This window comes from Scytonema millei VB511283 (genome assembly GCF_000817735.3).
Lineage (GTDB): Bacteria > Cyanobacteriota > Cyanobacteriia > Cyanobacteriales > Chroococcidiopsidaceae > Chroococcidiopsis > Chroococcidiopsis millei_B.
The window spans coordinates 1006072-1020785 of the sequence record NZ_JTJC03000001.1 but is presented as its reverse complement, the minus strand read 5'-3'; the positions used below and the strand labels follow the sequence as shown (position 1 = coordinate 1020785).

General features: G+C 47.6%; 11 protein-coding genes. All 11 read right to left on the bottom strand.

Annotation, left to right across the window (positions count from 1 at the left end; all coding sequences use genetic code 11):
* Positions 1 to 3: 3 nt before the first annotated feature.
* A complete protein-coding gene (gene hepA, locus QH73_RS04570) occupies positions 4 to 1854 on the bottom strand; it encodes a heterocyst formation ABC transporter subunit HepA (RefSeq protein WP_039715413.1) in 1851 nt (616 codons plus the stop codon).
* A gap of 258 nt (positions 1855 to 2112) precedes the next feature.
* Complete coding sequence (locus QH73_RS28615) at positions 2113 to 2238, bottom strand: hypothetical protein (protein ID WP_286194038.1); 126 nt, start codon at positions 2236 to 2238, stop codon at positions 2113 to 2115.
* Positions 2211 to 3047: a class I SAM-dependent methyltransferase gene (locus QH73_RS04565; RefSeq protein WP_039715412.1), complete on the bottom strand. Its 837-nt coding sequence runs from the start codon at positions 3045 to 3047 to the stop codon at positions 2211 to 2213. Before QH73_RS04565 ends, QH73_RS28615 begins: the two co-directional genes overlap by 28 nt.
* A 37-nt stretch (positions 3048 to 3084) precedes the next feature.
* The gene (locus QH73_RS04560; protein ID WP_039715411.1) at positions 3085 to 4782 is read right to left on the bottom strand and encodes a GMC oxidoreductase; all 1698 of its coding nucleotides are present in this window, start codon (positions 4780 to 4782) and stop codon (positions 3085 to 3087) included.
* Positions 4783 to 5046: 264 nt separating this feature from the next.
* The gene (locus tag QH73_RS28610; RefSeq protein WP_309476447.1) at positions 5047 to 5826 is read right to left on the bottom strand and encodes an acyltransferase; all 780 of its coding nucleotides are present in this window, start codon (positions 5824 to 5826) and stop codon (positions 5047 to 5049) included.
* A gap of 13 nt (positions 5827 to 5839) precedes the next feature.
* Positions 5840 to 6778 (bottom strand): beta-1,6-N-acetylglucosaminyltransferase, encoded by a 939-nt coding sequence (locus tag QH73_RS04550; protein ID WP_039715410.1) that lies wholly within the window; start codon positions 6776 to 6778, stop codon positions 5840 to 5842.
* A 217-nt stretch (positions 6779 to 6995) separates the two neighbouring features.
* Positions 6996 to 7856, bottom strand: coding sequence for a glycosyltransferase family 2 protein (locus tag QH73_RS04545; RefSeq protein ID WP_039715409.1), 861 nt, complete (start codon positions 7854 to 7856; stop codon positions 6996 to 6998).
* A gap of 263 nt (positions 7857 to 8119) precedes the next feature.
* Positions 8120 to 9814 (bottom strand): FAD-dependent oxidoreductase, encoded by a 1695-nt coding sequence (locus QH73_RS04540; protein WP_039715408.1) that lies wholly within the window; start codon positions 9812 to 9814, stop codon positions 8120 to 8122.
* Positions 9804 to 10970, bottom strand: a complete 1167-nt coding sequence (locus tag QH73_RS04535; RefSeq protein ID WP_039715407.1) for a thioesterase domain-containing protein — start codon at positions 10968 to 10970, stop codon at positions 9804 to 9806. The genes QH73_RS04540 and QH73_RS04535 overlap by 11 nt, the downstream gene beginning before the upstream one ends.
* Positions 10971 to 11063: 93 nt before the next feature.
* The gene (locus tag QH73_RS04530; RefSeq protein ID WP_015152808.1) at positions 11064 to 12704 is read right to left on the bottom strand and encodes a class I adenylate-forming enzyme family protein; all 1641 of its coding nucleotides are present in this window, start codon (positions 12702 to 12704) and stop codon (positions 11064 to 11066) included.
* Positions 12705 to 12834: 130 nt separating this feature from the next.
* The gene (locus tag QH73_RS04525) at positions 12835 to 14526 is read right to left on the bottom strand and encodes an HAL/PAL/TAL family ammonia-lyase (RefSeq protein ID WP_039715406.1); all 1692 of its coding nucleotides are present in this window, start codon (positions 14524 to 14526) and stop codon (positions 12835 to 12837) included.
* Positions 14527 to 14714: the final 188 nt, after the last annotated feature.

Here is a 14714-nt window from a genome sequence, read left to right as displayed (position 1 = left end):
GTGTTAACTAAGCTGACTGACTTCATGTTGCATTTGATGATATTTCCAGAGATTGCCGCGCTGTTGCAGCAACTCTTGATAGGTTCCTTGTTCGAGAATTCGTCCTTGTTCTAACACGACGACCTTATCGGCGCGAACGATAGTTGAAAGCCTGTGAGCGATCGCAATCACCGTGCGCCCTTGAGATAGCTTTTCTAATGACTCTTGAATCAGCCGTTCGGAAACGGAGTCTAAAGCACTCGTCGCCTCGTCTAAAATCAAAATATCTGGGTCGCGTAACAAGGCACGGGCGATCGCCAACCGCTGGCGCTGACCCCCAGATAATCGTACTCCCCGTTCTCCCAATTGAGTATCAAAGCCTTCAGGTAGTTTCTGGATGAATTCCAGCGCGTTAGCCAGTCGAGCCGCTTCCCAAACCGCTTCTTCATCTACCTCTTCTAAAGCGTAGGCAATATTGTCTCGCACGGAAGCATTGAAAATAAACGTATCCTGACTGACTACAGCTAGCTTGCGACGCAGCGATTTAATGTCATATTCTTGCAGATCGATACCATCAATGAAGATTTGCCCTTGGGTTGGGTCGTAAAATCGCGGAATTAAATCTGCTAATGTCGTTTTGCCAGCACCAGAAGATCCAACTAGTGCTGTCATCTCACCACGGTTAATCGTCAGTTTGATGTTATGCAATACTGTATGTTTCTTGTCGTAACCAAAATCTACAGACACAAACTCAATTGCTCGCTGTAACTTGGAAAACTGAAGTTTGCCGTTGCGTAAATACGTTTTATTATCAGTCCGCAACAGCTCTTTAACATTGCTGAACGATCCCTGAAAACTGCTGAGCTTTGCCCTGGCTCCATCCAATTGACGGCGAATTGGCATCAGACGTAACAAGACAAACAAAAATGTCAGCAATCCTGCTGGTTGCAGTTGTCCATTTGGAATTAAGACAGCAAACGCTAAGAACAAAATGCCAAACAAGATAAAAGTAGCTATCCCTTCTGAGACAGGTTCTACTAACGCCTGGGCAGCCCTGGACTTAGTACTAGCTTGCAATAGTTGCAAACTTGCATCCTGAAATCGCTTGCGCTCGAAGTCTTGGGCAGCGAAAGCTTGAACGGTGCGAATCCCATTGATAAATTCCAACGCTACTGAAACATACCAGCGTCGAGCCTTTGTGGTGGCAAAACTCGCTTCTCGGATTTGTCCTAATAGACTTGTTATCCCTACTGATAGCAAGCCGAACAGCATGGCTGTAATCAGCATCAGCTGCCAGGACAGCATGAACATGGAGAGCGTATATGCTATGAGAGTCGAACCCCGCGTGAAAAAAGTAGCCAGGACATCAAAAGCCATCGTAATTTGATTGACTTCGCTCGTCAGGCTGTTAACTAAATTTCCCGCACGGGTCTTGGTGAAAAAACTCAAGCTGAGTGCTTGCAACTGCTCAAAAACTCGCAAGCTTAACCGATATCCTAAAGTATACTGAGCCGTAAAAACGTAAAGCCGTCCTAAGTACGTCAAGCCCAACCGCAGTAGAGTTGTGAGCAAAACTAAAGCAGACGAGCGGAAGAGTCGCTCGCTGGCAGAAGCGTTGACCGCTAAAATCCACACATCAAACCAGCCCACCCCAGTTTGAATTGGTTTGGCGTTGGGATTGAGTACGCTATGTAAGACAGCTAAGATAAACCCAACTCCAAAGCCCTCCAAAACTGCCGCTGACAACGTGAAAACTGCTGCCAGAATTGCAATTTGCCGAAAGTGCTTGAACTCGCGCAGGATAAAATAATATTCTTTCCAAAAACTCGTAGCGACTAAAAAATTGCGAACTGGCGTGGGAAGTTTGATATGCATGTGATTTCTAGATATATGATTTCTAGATATTGGTTGCGATTGCGCGATCGCCAAAACTGAGCAAAATAAGTCAAAAGTCAAAAGTCAAAAGTCAAAAGTCAAAATGAAGGAGTTGTAAGGGCGGGTTCACCAGCTATATTGACTCCAATAAAGAGTTCGGGTAAACCCGCCCTTAGAGAAGCCTGCAGTGATGGTAGTTGGTAGTTGGTAGTTGGTAATTGGTAGTTGATTGTTGACGGTTGACGGTAAACGCGCTCGCTACACTACCCCTTCGGGGAAGCAAGCTACGTGAAGACGGTTGTTTTTTGCTCCCTCAGCTCCCTGCTCCCTGCTCCCTGCTCCCTGCTCCCTGCTCTCTACTCCCTGCTCCCTGCTATCAGCCAATTAGAAAAAAGCCTACGTAGTTTATTCAAACCATGCTGAGGCTGAGCCAGATAAAGGGTTGTATGGTAGACAAAGCTAACCATGCCGCGTTCGTCTGCCCAACGAGCGTGCAATTCTTGTAAATCCATAAGCAGTTGCCGATGCGCTGCTCCCTCTTGAGGGACAAATGATTTACTGAGCGCGTAACCGATTGTTCCCACCAAATCCAACTCGTGCTTGTAAGTAAAAGTATGGCGACGGACACGCCCGAATTTTGGACTCGACATCAAGACCCGAGCGACTGAGTTTTGCGGCTTGGTCGTTGGTAGCTCGCTCATCGATGCTTTCACGAGGCGATCGAATTCTACAGAAAATTCGTCATCCGCTGCTCGTTGATTCCAAGCGATCGCCAGCCGTCCAGATGGTTTGAGAATGCGGTGAAACTCTGCTAGGGTTGGCTGAGGATTAAACCAGTGAAAAGCTTGAAAGGATGTAATCAGATCGACAGATGCGGTTGGGAGATGAGTGTGTTCGGCACTAGCATCGCAGAATTTTACTAAGGGATGATTTTGGGCGGCGCTGCGCATTGAAGTATTCGGCTCGATCGCCCAGACGTGGATACCGCGCTCTGCTAGCAACCGCGAGGCTATACCCGTGCCAGCTCCCACATCTGCTGCTGCTAGCTGCGATGGTTCGCCCAGTTCTTTCAAAATAGTATCGATGACGTTGGGTGGGTAAGTCGGTCGATATTTGGCATAATCTACTCCGCGCTCGGAAAATGCGCTGAGTGGATCGATCTCGTAATATGCTGAATTATTTGCGATCGTCATGAGATTGCCTATTTTATAAAGTTGTATTTGTTTTTCTCTATGGAACGTGCAACAACTGCTCGTTGCCTATGGCGATCGCATCTAGCTTCATCACATGTTTAATCCGATCTGCCAGCCGCATTGCTAAAGCAACAATAGTCAGAGTTGGATTGGCAGCACCCCCAGTAGGAAAAACAGAACTGCCTGCCACGTACAAATTAGCAATGCCATGAATGCAGCAGTGTTCATCGACTACACCTTGCTTGGGATCGACGTGCATCCGGGTTGTTCCCATGTGATGCATTCCACCGTAGTATTTGGGTTTAGTACGTCCCGTCAGTTCGCGCCATGACTGAAACTGACCGAGATCGGCTTGAGCAATTTCTTCTCTCAGGATTTCTTGTACTTGCAAGTTGCTCTGAATTTCTAGCTCGCTCGAATGCCAGAGGATGTGTTGTATTTTTCTGAGTCCCAGGCGATCGCGTTCCTCGCCTAGCGTGACTCGAATGTCTGGATTCGGTATTTGCTCCGTAGCCGCCCAAACTTCAAACGCACCAAATCTTTTTTCATTATTTTGAAAATACGACCAACCGCCCTCGCTAATGCTATAGGGGTTTTCTTCAATTTTAAAAGTGCGTCTATAAATATGAGACTTAATTTCATCTATACCATTAATTGCTGCTTGCAAATGCGATCGCGCCTCTGGCAATTTGCCCCGTCGTATTGATGAGAGAAAGGTTTTCAGAGACTTAACAGCGGGTGACTCGTATGCTAACGATCTAGGAACGAGAATTAAGCTCGTATTTAATAATTGCCACTGGCGCATCACTGCGTCTGTCAAACTCAGTTTGCCCATAACTAAAATGTTATTTGCCCAGCGGAGATCGTATAGTGCAGTTGAATTAAATAACTGTCTATCTTTCGGTCGAAACACGCCAATTTGAAAAATTGGATGTTCCATAAAAAATCTGCCAACCAGATCGTTTTGGTTGCCTAATCCAGCCTTTTGAGTTTTGTTTGACAGCAGCAACAAACGAGCATTTTCAATTCCACCTGTGGCAAGAACGAAGATTTTAGCGGCTACCCAAAATTGATTTCCCGACAAACAAGCGACTCGGACGCGAGTTATCGCTTTAGCTGTATCATTAGTTTCAATCTCGACAACATTTGCATGGAGATAAGTTGTAATGTTGGGCGATCGCGCAATTTCGCTTTTGAGTTCGTGCGTGAAGACGTTGCGCGGTCCAAACTGATACATGGTCGTTTCCAGCCGCTCCTCAGCTAAAGGTAGCCGTGGCGTGCGATCGTCTTCCCAATCCTCCGCATGGTAAGCGAAGGGTCGCAGTCGGCATAAGTGTTGAGCGCGTTCGTAAAACGGATCGAGGTGAGATTTATCAAACGACCAGCCGCTATATGGCAACCAATCCCGCTTTTCAAAATCGATTTTGTCTAGCGGCAGCAGTCTGACGCTATAGTGATTTTCTCCGGTTCGATCTCTCCAGCGGTTGGCAGTACCACCAAACTGACGACAGCGAGACCTGTCAAGCTTTTGTTTAATTTCTTCAACTATTCTGCCCTGGGAGAGAGATTGCGTGGCTTCATCCAGCTCGGTTCCCCCGCTTTCAAGCAAACAAACGCGAAAGTTCTGCGAGCGAAACTCATGTGCCAGCGTAGTTCCGGCGGGACCAGTACCGATGATGCAAACTTCGCTGTCAATGACTGTGTCTTCTGGTAATGTCCTAGCATCAACAAACATAATTAATTTGGCGAATCAAATTCGCGGCTACACAGACAAGACCTAATACATTTACGTTGCAAGACCAAAGATCTTGGCGATCCCCCAACCCCCTTTTGAAGGGGGCAAGAGTTCTTCGGGGGCAAAACCAAAGATCTTGGCGATCCCCCAACCCCCTTTTGAAGGGGGCAAGAGTTCTTCGGGGGCAAGAGTTCCCCCCTTTTTAAGGGGGGTTAGGGGGGATCTGGTCTTAACGAAATGTATTAGGGTTAAAAATCTAATCTTCTAATTGCTGGGGCTGGTTGCGAGATTTGACTCTGCTAGACTACTGCGCAGTTTCACGACACGGGCAGGCACGCCCAAAGCGATCGCGCCCTCCGGTATATCTTGCGTCACAACTGCACCAGCACCAATGACCGCACCCTTACCAATGCGTACCCCATCTAGCACGATGACCCCAAAGCCTAACCAGACATCATCTTCGATCGCGATGCCTCCTTTGGTTTGTAAAGGTTGCTTCGCGATCGGCAGATCTGGCGCAATCGCGTGATCGTAGGGATAGAAAGCACAATTGGGTGCAATCAAGACATTGTTACCAATTTGAATCGCTGACTTGTAGGCTGAAAACTGACAGCGGGGCTGAACGGATGTATTGTCTCCGATTTGCAAACTGCCACCATTCCCCGTCTGAATGCAAACATCCTGATGCAGGCGCACCCGATCGCCTAACTTGACTGAACCACTATTGCGATCCTCAAAAATCAAGACGCGATCGCTAATAAAAACGTTAGCACCGAGTTTCAATTGGGAGTGATACACGGTGGCACTAGGCGCGATATATCCTTTTGAGTTGTATTGAGCTAAACGACGACGCTCGTAGTAGGGTGGAATGAACCAGGTAGCAAGCCAAGTAGCAAATCGCCCGAAATAGCCTAATCCAGCAAATTTCATCCAAAAGCGCGACCAGATAGTTACGAGAAAACCGAGTAATTTATCTGGTTGTCTTATTTTGCCAATTTGAGTCCAGATATTTTGAGTTAAACTGCTATCCATAGATTCAGTCACAACTGTTACTCTTTTAAATATGTTCGGGTGAATGTGGAGAATTATTTAAGACTTGAGCGTCAAGTAAGTCTAAGATTTCACTATCTATCTCGGCATCAAATTTTCTGGCAAAATGAAAACTACCGTTAGTGACGATCGGATAGTCTTTAACAGTTAGCAATCTAGCATAACCTCCAAGCTCTAAAGGATAGTCATGATAACGCTTGTCATCATTACAAAGATTGAACTGCTGACTATTGACTAACACAGTTTGAACTAGAGATTCTTCAGGACCAATCGTTTTTTTGTAATACCTCAAGATTTTAGGATGGTTGTTCAAGTAGTTCATTAAAAACTTGACACAGGCTTGAGAGAGAGTATTCCAGTGCCATCCTCTGTAACATTTAAAATTGCGATCGAACGGAGTTTTTGTTTTCATTCCGACCATAGAATATCGCCATTTGACAATCAGCGGCGTGTAGTGTTGAATTTTTCCAGAATACTTTCTGAGCAGCCAACTCATTGATTCTGGAACCTGCACGTACTGATTAAAAAATCGCTGAATACTCTTCTCATTCCAAGCGGATTTTTCTGCTAGCGGATCGTGATAGCGGATAAAGCCATCGTATTCAGTTTGAGCCAGAAACTCCTCAGTTTTAGAGATGGGTTGAGTTGGGTAATCTTGACCGGAAAGACAGACTAGCCAATCAAAATGAAAACCACGAGCGAGCAACCAATGAATTGCATCTAAATAAATTTCTAAAATTGAGGAATTGCCTCTTTTGACCAACTCATATCTTTTGATTACTTCGATACCTGAATAATTGCCTACTGCTTTTATATCTAAATTAGATACGCTAAAGTCATGATTGACTAAAACTAGAGAGTTAGGACTTTGTTGTTTAATAGTGCGAATTAGACGATGAATTTGCTGTGGATTTTTGTGACTTTGGATAAAGTAGCATACCTTCATTTTTCTGCATGTTTAAATAGATGAACAATGCAGATTACCCCCCTGATGGAAGTACAAATGACTTCGCATGATTCATAATTTTGATTTTTCTCGATCGCGAACTTATTGCGGTTTTCAATTAGGTAAAACACACGTTCTGTAGGGTCGCACAGCAGTGCGCCCCTACAAGTGTCATTCCTTTTTCAAAAGGGTAGGGGGATTGAAGATCGGTCAGAAACTAGAGGGCTAGAACTCGATACTTGATAGAACCTTGCAATCGTCCCCAGCGGCGGGCAAAATGTGCCACCCATTTAGTTCGATTTTGCTGAGAAAAAATCTGCGGGAATTGCTTGAATAAACGCCACCAAGACTTTAAGCCTGCCTTCCAAGAAAGCTTAGGCATACCTAGCGCTTTGTATTTTTTGTACAGGAGAACGTTATACTCTCCGGCAAGGCGCGCCTGACGGTAGATCGCCCTGAGGCGATCGCGCAAGCGGTAGTGAACCACTGCCTCTGGGACAAAATGGAGTTTTATCCCAGCAAGCTGCACTCTCCAGCAATAGTCGGTGTCTTGGACTTTGAGCATAGTTTCATCAAATCCACCAACAGCTTTATGGATCGAGCGTTTGATCCCGAGGTTGCTGCTAGATGCATGGGGTAAATAAGGGGGATGGCTAGTCAACAACTTATCTACCTGAGTCAGAGGGCGATACGCAAGCGTCCAAGGTTCGTTGAGTTTTGTGTACTCGCGTTTGCCAGCCACAAAATCGTGCTGGGAGAGCGCTTCACCCATAGCCGATACCCATCCAGCACCTACCTCATCATCGGCATCGCAAAAAGCCAATGCCTCACCCGCAGCCACAGATGCACCCACATTTCTGGCGTGTGCCGCACCTTGCCGACCGGATGAGTCTACAATCTGTAAGTTAGGTAAGCTTTCCTGGTATTGCTCGGCGATCGCCACTGTTTCATCTGTCGAACCGTTATCAGAAATGATAATTTCCCAAGGTGCGTACCACTGTTGGGTCGTTAGTGCTTCAAGTTGACCGGAAATAGTGCCAGCTTCGTTGTAACAGGGGATGATTACACTTAGTTTCATAACTCTTTTTTAGATGCACCCAGTTTGCGTTTGACGTTTAAATAGCGATTCTCATTAGATCGCCATAAATCGTAGGGGCGCACAGCTGTGCGCCCCTACTCGCGGATCTCGGTTAGCGATGCAAAGATCTTGGAAGATCCCCCAACCCCCTTAAAAAGGGGGCTTCAAGATCCCCCCTTGATAAGGGGGGTTGGGGGGATCTCTTTTGTCGTAGTCAAAGAGTAAATTGGTACAGTCGCCGACACAACAGCGAGTCGAGCAAGTTACCCGATCGCTCCTGCTGTGGCTTCAGCACGACTCATCTGCTCTTGAATTCGATCTGCTAGCCGAATGGCTAGAGCCACAATCGTGAGTGTAGGATTGGAGAGTCCGCTGGTGGGGAAAACGGAACTACCAGCGATATATAAGTTGTGAATTCCATGCACTTGACAATGCTCGTCAACCACACCTTCCCTGGGGTTGTGACTCATGCGAGTTGTGCCGATGTGGTGATACGAACCGCGCAGCGATCGCCAGGAAGCGTCATCGTCGCCCATTTCGATTTGCATTTTGCCAAGTCCAGAACGCTCGAATTCTGCCGCAATTAATTGCTGCGATCGCTTAATCGTATACTTGTCAATCGGACTCAAACGCCAGTCAAGCTGGACGCGATTCATCCCTAATTTATCGCGATCGCGGCTGAGGGTAATTCGGCTATCGGGATTCGGTGCTTGTTCCCCAATTAAGTGAGTTTCGCACAATTGCGGCTGTTTCGAGGAGCCTTTTTTCAGCAACTTCTGATAGGCTTTAGCTGCAATCCGATCGACATTGGCGATCGCCGTCGTCAGATCTTGAAGTAAAGTCGTATCATTGCTGTGCTTGTTACCTTCCTTAATGCTGGGGAAATACTTCCGCCTGTGTTCCTTATGTTCCTGAAGCTTAGGAAAAGCTTGATGTCCTACCGGGCGCGGTTTACCTAACCGCTTCAATCGCGTCACGGCTTGTACCCATTCTTCCTCGTAAGGTATCAGTCTCGCGGCGAAGTTGAGAATTTGCTCGCGCTCTTGCACTTCTTTCGATAGTCCTAGAGCCGTCGCCACAAATGTCTCATCAATCTGACAATTTCTGCCCGTGTATAGGGGGATTTGACGGGAAGGCTGTAGTTTCCCAGAAATTAAATAGGGATGCTCCATGAAGAATCTGCCCACCACATCGTATTGGTTGCCGACTCCACCACTTTGCACCCGGTTGGAAGCTAACAACAAGCGGGGATTTTCAATTCCACCCGCTGCTAGTACAAAGACTTTTGCTGCTACCGAGAACTGTTTCCCATCGGAGCTTGCTACCCGCAGCCGCGTCACGGCTTGAGCGCTGTCGTTGGTTTCAATCTCCAGCACATTAGCGTGGAGATAGGTAGTAATATTACTCGCCTGCTCGATTTCGGCGCGATAAGCGTCGCCAAAGCGTAAGTGTGTTGATGGGATAATCTGCCACAGATAAGTAGCCAGCTCGTCTGTCGAAAATGGCACTTGTCGCCGTTGCTGTTGCGCCAATCCCTCTTGCCAGTATGCCAAATCGTATTCAAACGGACCCAAATGACAAGCAGTTTGCGCCCGTTCGTAGTAGGGATCTAGCTCCGCTTTGGGAAAACACCAACCGCTATAGGGCATCCAAGCACGAGGCTCGAAGTCAATCTCATCCATCGGGCGACTCCAACCACCCCAGAGATTGGTCGAACCGCCAAAATAGCGCCCCCGCGCTTCTTTCAAGGGAAAATAGGGCAGACCTGTATTCTCGCCCGCATACAGCGATTGAATCTGTTCCTCATAGTCGAATCCGCCACTTTCAAGCAAACAAACTTGTTCTTGGCGATCGCGCAATTCGCGTGCGAGGGTGATTCCTGCCGCACCAGCACCGATAATACAAATGTCTGTTTCTACCAGCGTCGCGGCTGGTAATTTCAAAGCATCAACTAACATGATTACTCCCAGTCAATTCTGCTGTATTTAATGCGGCATCTAAGCTAGCTCTTAATTTCTCGGTCAAGCCTGCGACATGAGGTTCTTTGAGCATTGAGCCGTGATGACCGGAAACGTCGTGGCTTTCCAATTCTCCGACAAGGTTCCCCCAGCCGTATTGCGGATCTCGGTCGTACCAATCATCGGGTGTGGGAAAATCTCGTCCCATGTAGTACCAACCCATCGGCGGTTCGCTAGCGCGAAACAAAGTCACCTGACCTGGGTAAACTTGCGGTACGTAAGCTTTTACTGCTCGCCTGATACAAATTCCTATATATCTTCTTTTCCGTTCGTAGGGCCAGTCCAGCCAGTTAATTCTGAATAATTGATATAGCCGACAAACATTTTTGTTGTATACTCTCAGCCATGCACTTCTGAGCATTTTTAAAGGATATTTGGCTCCCAGTCGGAAAAGGTTGCGCCAGTGACGTGCTAGTCTTTCTGGAATTGATACTGGTGGGAAACTACCAGGTACAAAGGTATCGAACAAGCCTAAAAAAGCGACTTCTTCGCCTTCTGCGTGCAACTGCTGGGCGATCTCATACGCCACCAAGCCTCCAGAAGAAAAGCCGCCTAAAAAATAAGGTCCTTCTGGCTGGACGGTACGCATTTCTTGAATGTAGAAAGCCGCCATATCTTCAATTCGATCTAGGGCTGCTTCTTTGCCATCCACCCCGCGTGCTTGCAATCCATAAAAAGGCTGTTCCGTTCCCAAATGGTTAGCTAATTCGTTAAACACAAGCACGTTTGCGCCATTACCATGAACGCAAAAGAACGGTGGTTTCGAGCCATTTGGTTGAATTGGTACGAGCGAAGACCAAGATGGTGATGTTGTTTCACCGAGAACGCTTGCTAGTTGTTCCACTGTGGGAGACTGGAGCAAGGTAGATAGGGAAAGACTTTTGCCAAATGTTTGCTCGATTTGCGCAAACAAACGGACGGCGAGGAGCGAATCTCCCCCAATCTCAAAAAAGTTGTCTCTGATGCTGACGGGCGTAATTTCTAAAAGCTGTTCCCAGATCTCGACCAGTTGAGTTTGGGTAGAATTCTGGGGTGCTACATAGTCTGCTTCTAAATTGGATTGGTCTAATCTAACTGTTTGGGCAGAATGGCTCATAATAGCTGTTGGCGATGGGATGAGATACACGACTTGTAGGGGCGCACGGCTGTGCGCCCCTACAGATGTATGGCAATAATGCGGTTCAGTCGCTCAATTTCGGCGTTTGAAAATATTCCCCAACGATTTGAGTACGCCGCCGCCGCTTGTATCGTTACTAGGCACTGATGTTGTAGCGACTAAAGGAATTGGTTTGGCGATCGCCCCTACAGCAGCATTGCCTTTTTTCAGCGCGGCTTCGTTGGCTGCTTCATCGCGCAAAACTCGCTTCAACACTTTGCCTGTGGGGTTTTTGGGAATGGAATCGACAAATTTAATCGTTTTTGGCATCTTGTAAGCTGCCATTCTTTCAGCGCAGAAAGCAATCATCTGTTTTTCGGTGACGTTGCAATCCGGCTTCAGAATGATGTTGGCTTTGACGATTTCGCTTTTTTCTAAATCGGGTACGCCATAGACAGCAACTTCAGCAACGGCTGGATGTTCGTAGATGACGTTTTCAACTTCCGTGGGATACACCTTAAACCCAGCCACGTTGATCATGTCCTTAGAGCGATCGACGATGTAAAAGAAGCCGTCTTCGTCCATGCGTCCGATATCGCCACTGTAAAACCAACCATTTTTAATCGCTTCGGCGGTTTCAAACGGACGATTCCAGTAACCGAGCATGACGTTGGGACCCCGAATCGCGATCTCGCCTATCTCCCCTGGCTCGACTTCTTTGCCATTGTTGACAATTTTCATTTCCACATTTTCGATCGCCGTCCCAACCGACCCAGGTTTATAGATATAGTCGTGGTTGTAGCTGGCGCAGGGGGATGTTTCGGTTAAACCGTAGCCTTGATGAACCACCAGCCCGTACTTGTCGTACCACTTCTGAGCCACTTCTGTTGGGAGGGGTGCAGCACCAGAAAAGAAAAACCGCACTGACTTGAGTTGGTCTTTAGGCAAATCCATATTCAGCAAAACAAGAAAGACTGACGGCACGCCAAAAAACATGGTGATTTGTTCGTCAGTGACAGACTTCAGGATTTTCGTCAGATCGAAATTGCGGTGTAATACCAGCGTGGCACAGGCATTAAGTCCGGCATTCAAGACGGCATTTTGCCCGAAACAATGGAATAGGGGCAGATAGAGTAAGATCCGATCCTCAGCCTGCATTCCACAACAATGCTGTTGCGAGTAGCTGTTAGAAATTAAATTACCATGAGACAGGGTAGCTCCTTTAGGAAACCCCGTCGTTCCCGAAGTATAGACGATCGCCGCCGGAGCGTAGCGATCCATTTCTATCCCACGGGCGCTGGGTGAAGCATTCGCCATCAGTTCGGCGAGGCTAGTTCCCTCAGTAGCCGTACCTTCAGCAATCAGAACGTGTTTGAGCTGCGGTAAGTCTTGTTGGGGAATATTTTTCACCAGATCTGCTGTCGTCACCACAGCCTTAGCACCGCAATCGTCGAGGATAAACTTGACTTCACTGCTTTTGAGCATGGCATTGAGCGAGACGGCGATCGCGCCCAGTTTCAAAATTCCCAAATAGGAGATGATAAATTCGGGAATATTGGGCAAAAATAAGGCAATGCGATCGCTACGGTGAACGCCCAATTCTCGCAACCCGTTGGCAACGCGATTAGCTAGCCGATCTAACTCAGCATAAGTAAAAGTCGTGCCTTCAAAAATCAGTGCAGGTTTATCGGGAAATAAATGACAACCGCGCTCTATGTGCTGTGTGATGTTCATTGCATTGGCATACTTATAGGGCTTTTCTACAAGAGTCCCCCAACCCCCTTAAAAAGGGGGCATTCATTCCCCCCTTTTTAAGGGGGGCTAGGGGGGATCTCTTCTGTCGTAGTCAAAAAGACAATTGGTCTTACTTCAAACTAGACAAAACACTTTGCATTGCTGCCACAATCCGACCACCAGAGGCAACATCAGCGGCAATGCGAGCAATATGATCGTCTAGCGGTTGCTCGTTATCGTTGCGGATGTAGGGACGATCTGCTGAAGGTGGAACGCCAACGACCTCGCGCACGGCTAGGTACAACTCTCTGGTTGTAGGTGAAACGCACTCGCTTGCGTCGTAATGGTCTGCAATTAAGTGCGTCCGCAGGTCAACAGCTTGAACTCCAAACATCAGCGCCACTGCCATATATTGCTGGAAGATCTCGATCGATCGCCGTGCTAAATTGGCAGAAGCAAATCCCTGGCTGTTGATATTTTGGTTGAATTGTTCGGCATGGGTGGGGTAGCGATCGGCGATCGAGTTGCCATAGAACGATAATATTGGCATGATCGAGTTGCCAGTAATTTGCAGTGCCTTCAAGCCCATATTGACGCTGCGCTCTCTGTTACCAACTAAAGACGCTGATAGCCCGTGGTTAAATTCGGGAGCGACCAAAAGCGCAATTTGGACATCGAGATGCTTGGCTAACATCCCCATGTGGTAGCGCAGGCGATCCATTCCCATGCCTACGTACTGTCCGAGGAAGTTGCCACCGTGGTAGCTAGCTTGTTGCTCGGCATCGATTAGGGGATTGTCAGTCACCGAGTTCATTTCTTGCTCGATTTGAGTCGTAATCTCTGCCAAACCATCGACGATGGGTCCCATATACTGGGGCAAGCAACGCAGGGAATAACGATCTTGGATCGGATCTCCACCGCGATAGTCATGCGAGCCATTTAACTCATCGCGGATTAACAGCGAACCCACCAAAAGATCGAGCATTTGACTAGCTGCCCACTTTTGCCCAGGATGCGGTTTGCGATCGTGGATAAACGGGTGGAATGATTGATTCGTCCCGTATAAACCTTGAATCGCAAGGGCGTGCGCTCCCATTGAGAGTGCGAGGAGAACTCTCGCGTCGTAAACGCAATTTGCCGCAATCCCCGTCATTACCGAAGTCCCGTTCATCATCGCCAGCCCTTCTTTAGGTAGGAGTGGCAATGGTTGTAATCCCAGTCGATTTAGAGCTGTGGGAGCATCAACTTCTTCCCCGTTGAAGTCAACTTTATAACAGGTATCGAGTCCGGTAATTGCCCCTGTAATGTATGCCAAAGGCGTGAGATCGCCACTCGCCCCAATTGAGCCAAATTCATGAACGTGTGGCGTGACATCGGCATTCAAGAAAGTTTCTACGCGCCGGATCAGTTCGAGCCGAATCGCTGACGCTCCATACATGTGAGAATTAGCCCGCAAGAGCATCGCCGCTCGTACGTCTGGTTTCGACAACTTTTGTCCCGCGCCTGCTTTGTGATACCAAATCAAGTTATTTTGCAACAGTTGAGCGGATTCAGGCGAAATTACAACATTCGCCATGCCACCAAAACCAGATGTTACGCCGTAAATTGGCGCTCCCGATGCCACAGCCTCAGCAATGTAGTCGCACGATGCCTGAACGCCTTGCAAAACATCTTCGCGATCGCTCAAGCGCACTTTTGCGCCATGCCGTGCCACGCTCACGACATCATCTATGGTCAGGCTATTATCACCGACAACGACAGTCTTATTCGGATCGTTAACTAAAGGCAGTGACTTGTTTGTTTGGAAATCAACTACGTTCATGTAGAAATTCTCTGTAGAGGACAAAAGCAATTCGCAATAAAATTCAAGTGCGCTCTGACTGATTTACCCAATCGCGCTGTTTCGACAATCAAATGCAATCAAATGTTCAACTCGCCCGTTTAAAAAGCTGGTAAAAAGCTGATTCGCTGACCGCGCGGCGCGAGGGAACAGGCAACCCGTTCCCCGCT

What these genes read in the sequence shown, in the direction of transcription:
- hepA (WP_039715413.1), bottom strand. Translation starts at nt 1,854, where the DNA reads ATGCATATCAAACTTCCCACGCCAGTTCGCAATTTTTTAGTCGCTACG.
- QH73_RS04565 (WP_039715412.1), bottom strand. Translation starts at nt 3,047, where the DNA reads ATGACGATCGCAAATAATTCAGCATATTACGAGATCGATCCACTCAGC.
- QH73_RS04560 (WP_039715411.1), bottom strand. Translation starts at nt 4,782, where the DNA reads ATGTTTGTTGATGCTAGGACATTACCAGAAGACACAGTCATTGACAGC.
- QH73_RS04550 (WP_039715410.1), bottom strand. Translation starts at nt 6,778, where the DNA reads ATGAAGGTATGCTACTTTATCCAAAGTCACAAAAATCCACAGCAAATT.
- QH73_RS04545 (WP_039715409.1), bottom strand. Translation starts at nt 7,856, where the DNA reads ATGAAACTAAGTGTAATCATCCCCTGTTACAACGAAGCTGGCACTATT.
- QH73_RS04540 (WP_039715408.1), bottom strand. Translation starts at nt 9,814, where the DNA reads ATGTTAGTTGATGCTTTGAAATTACCAGCCGCGACGCTGGTAGAAACA.
- QH73_RS04535 (WP_039715407.1), bottom strand. Translation starts at nt 10,970, where the DNA reads ATGAGCCATTCTGCCCAAACAGTTAGATTAGACCAATCCAATTTAGAA.
- QH73_RS04530 (WP_015152808.1), bottom strand. Translation starts at nt 12,704, where the DNA reads ATGAACATCACACAGCACATAGAGCGCGGTTGTCATTTATTTCCCGAT.
- QH73_RS04525 (WP_039715406.1), bottom strand. Translation starts at nt 14,526, where the DNA reads ATGAACGTAGTTGATTTCCAAACAAACAAGTCACTGCCTTTAGTTAAC.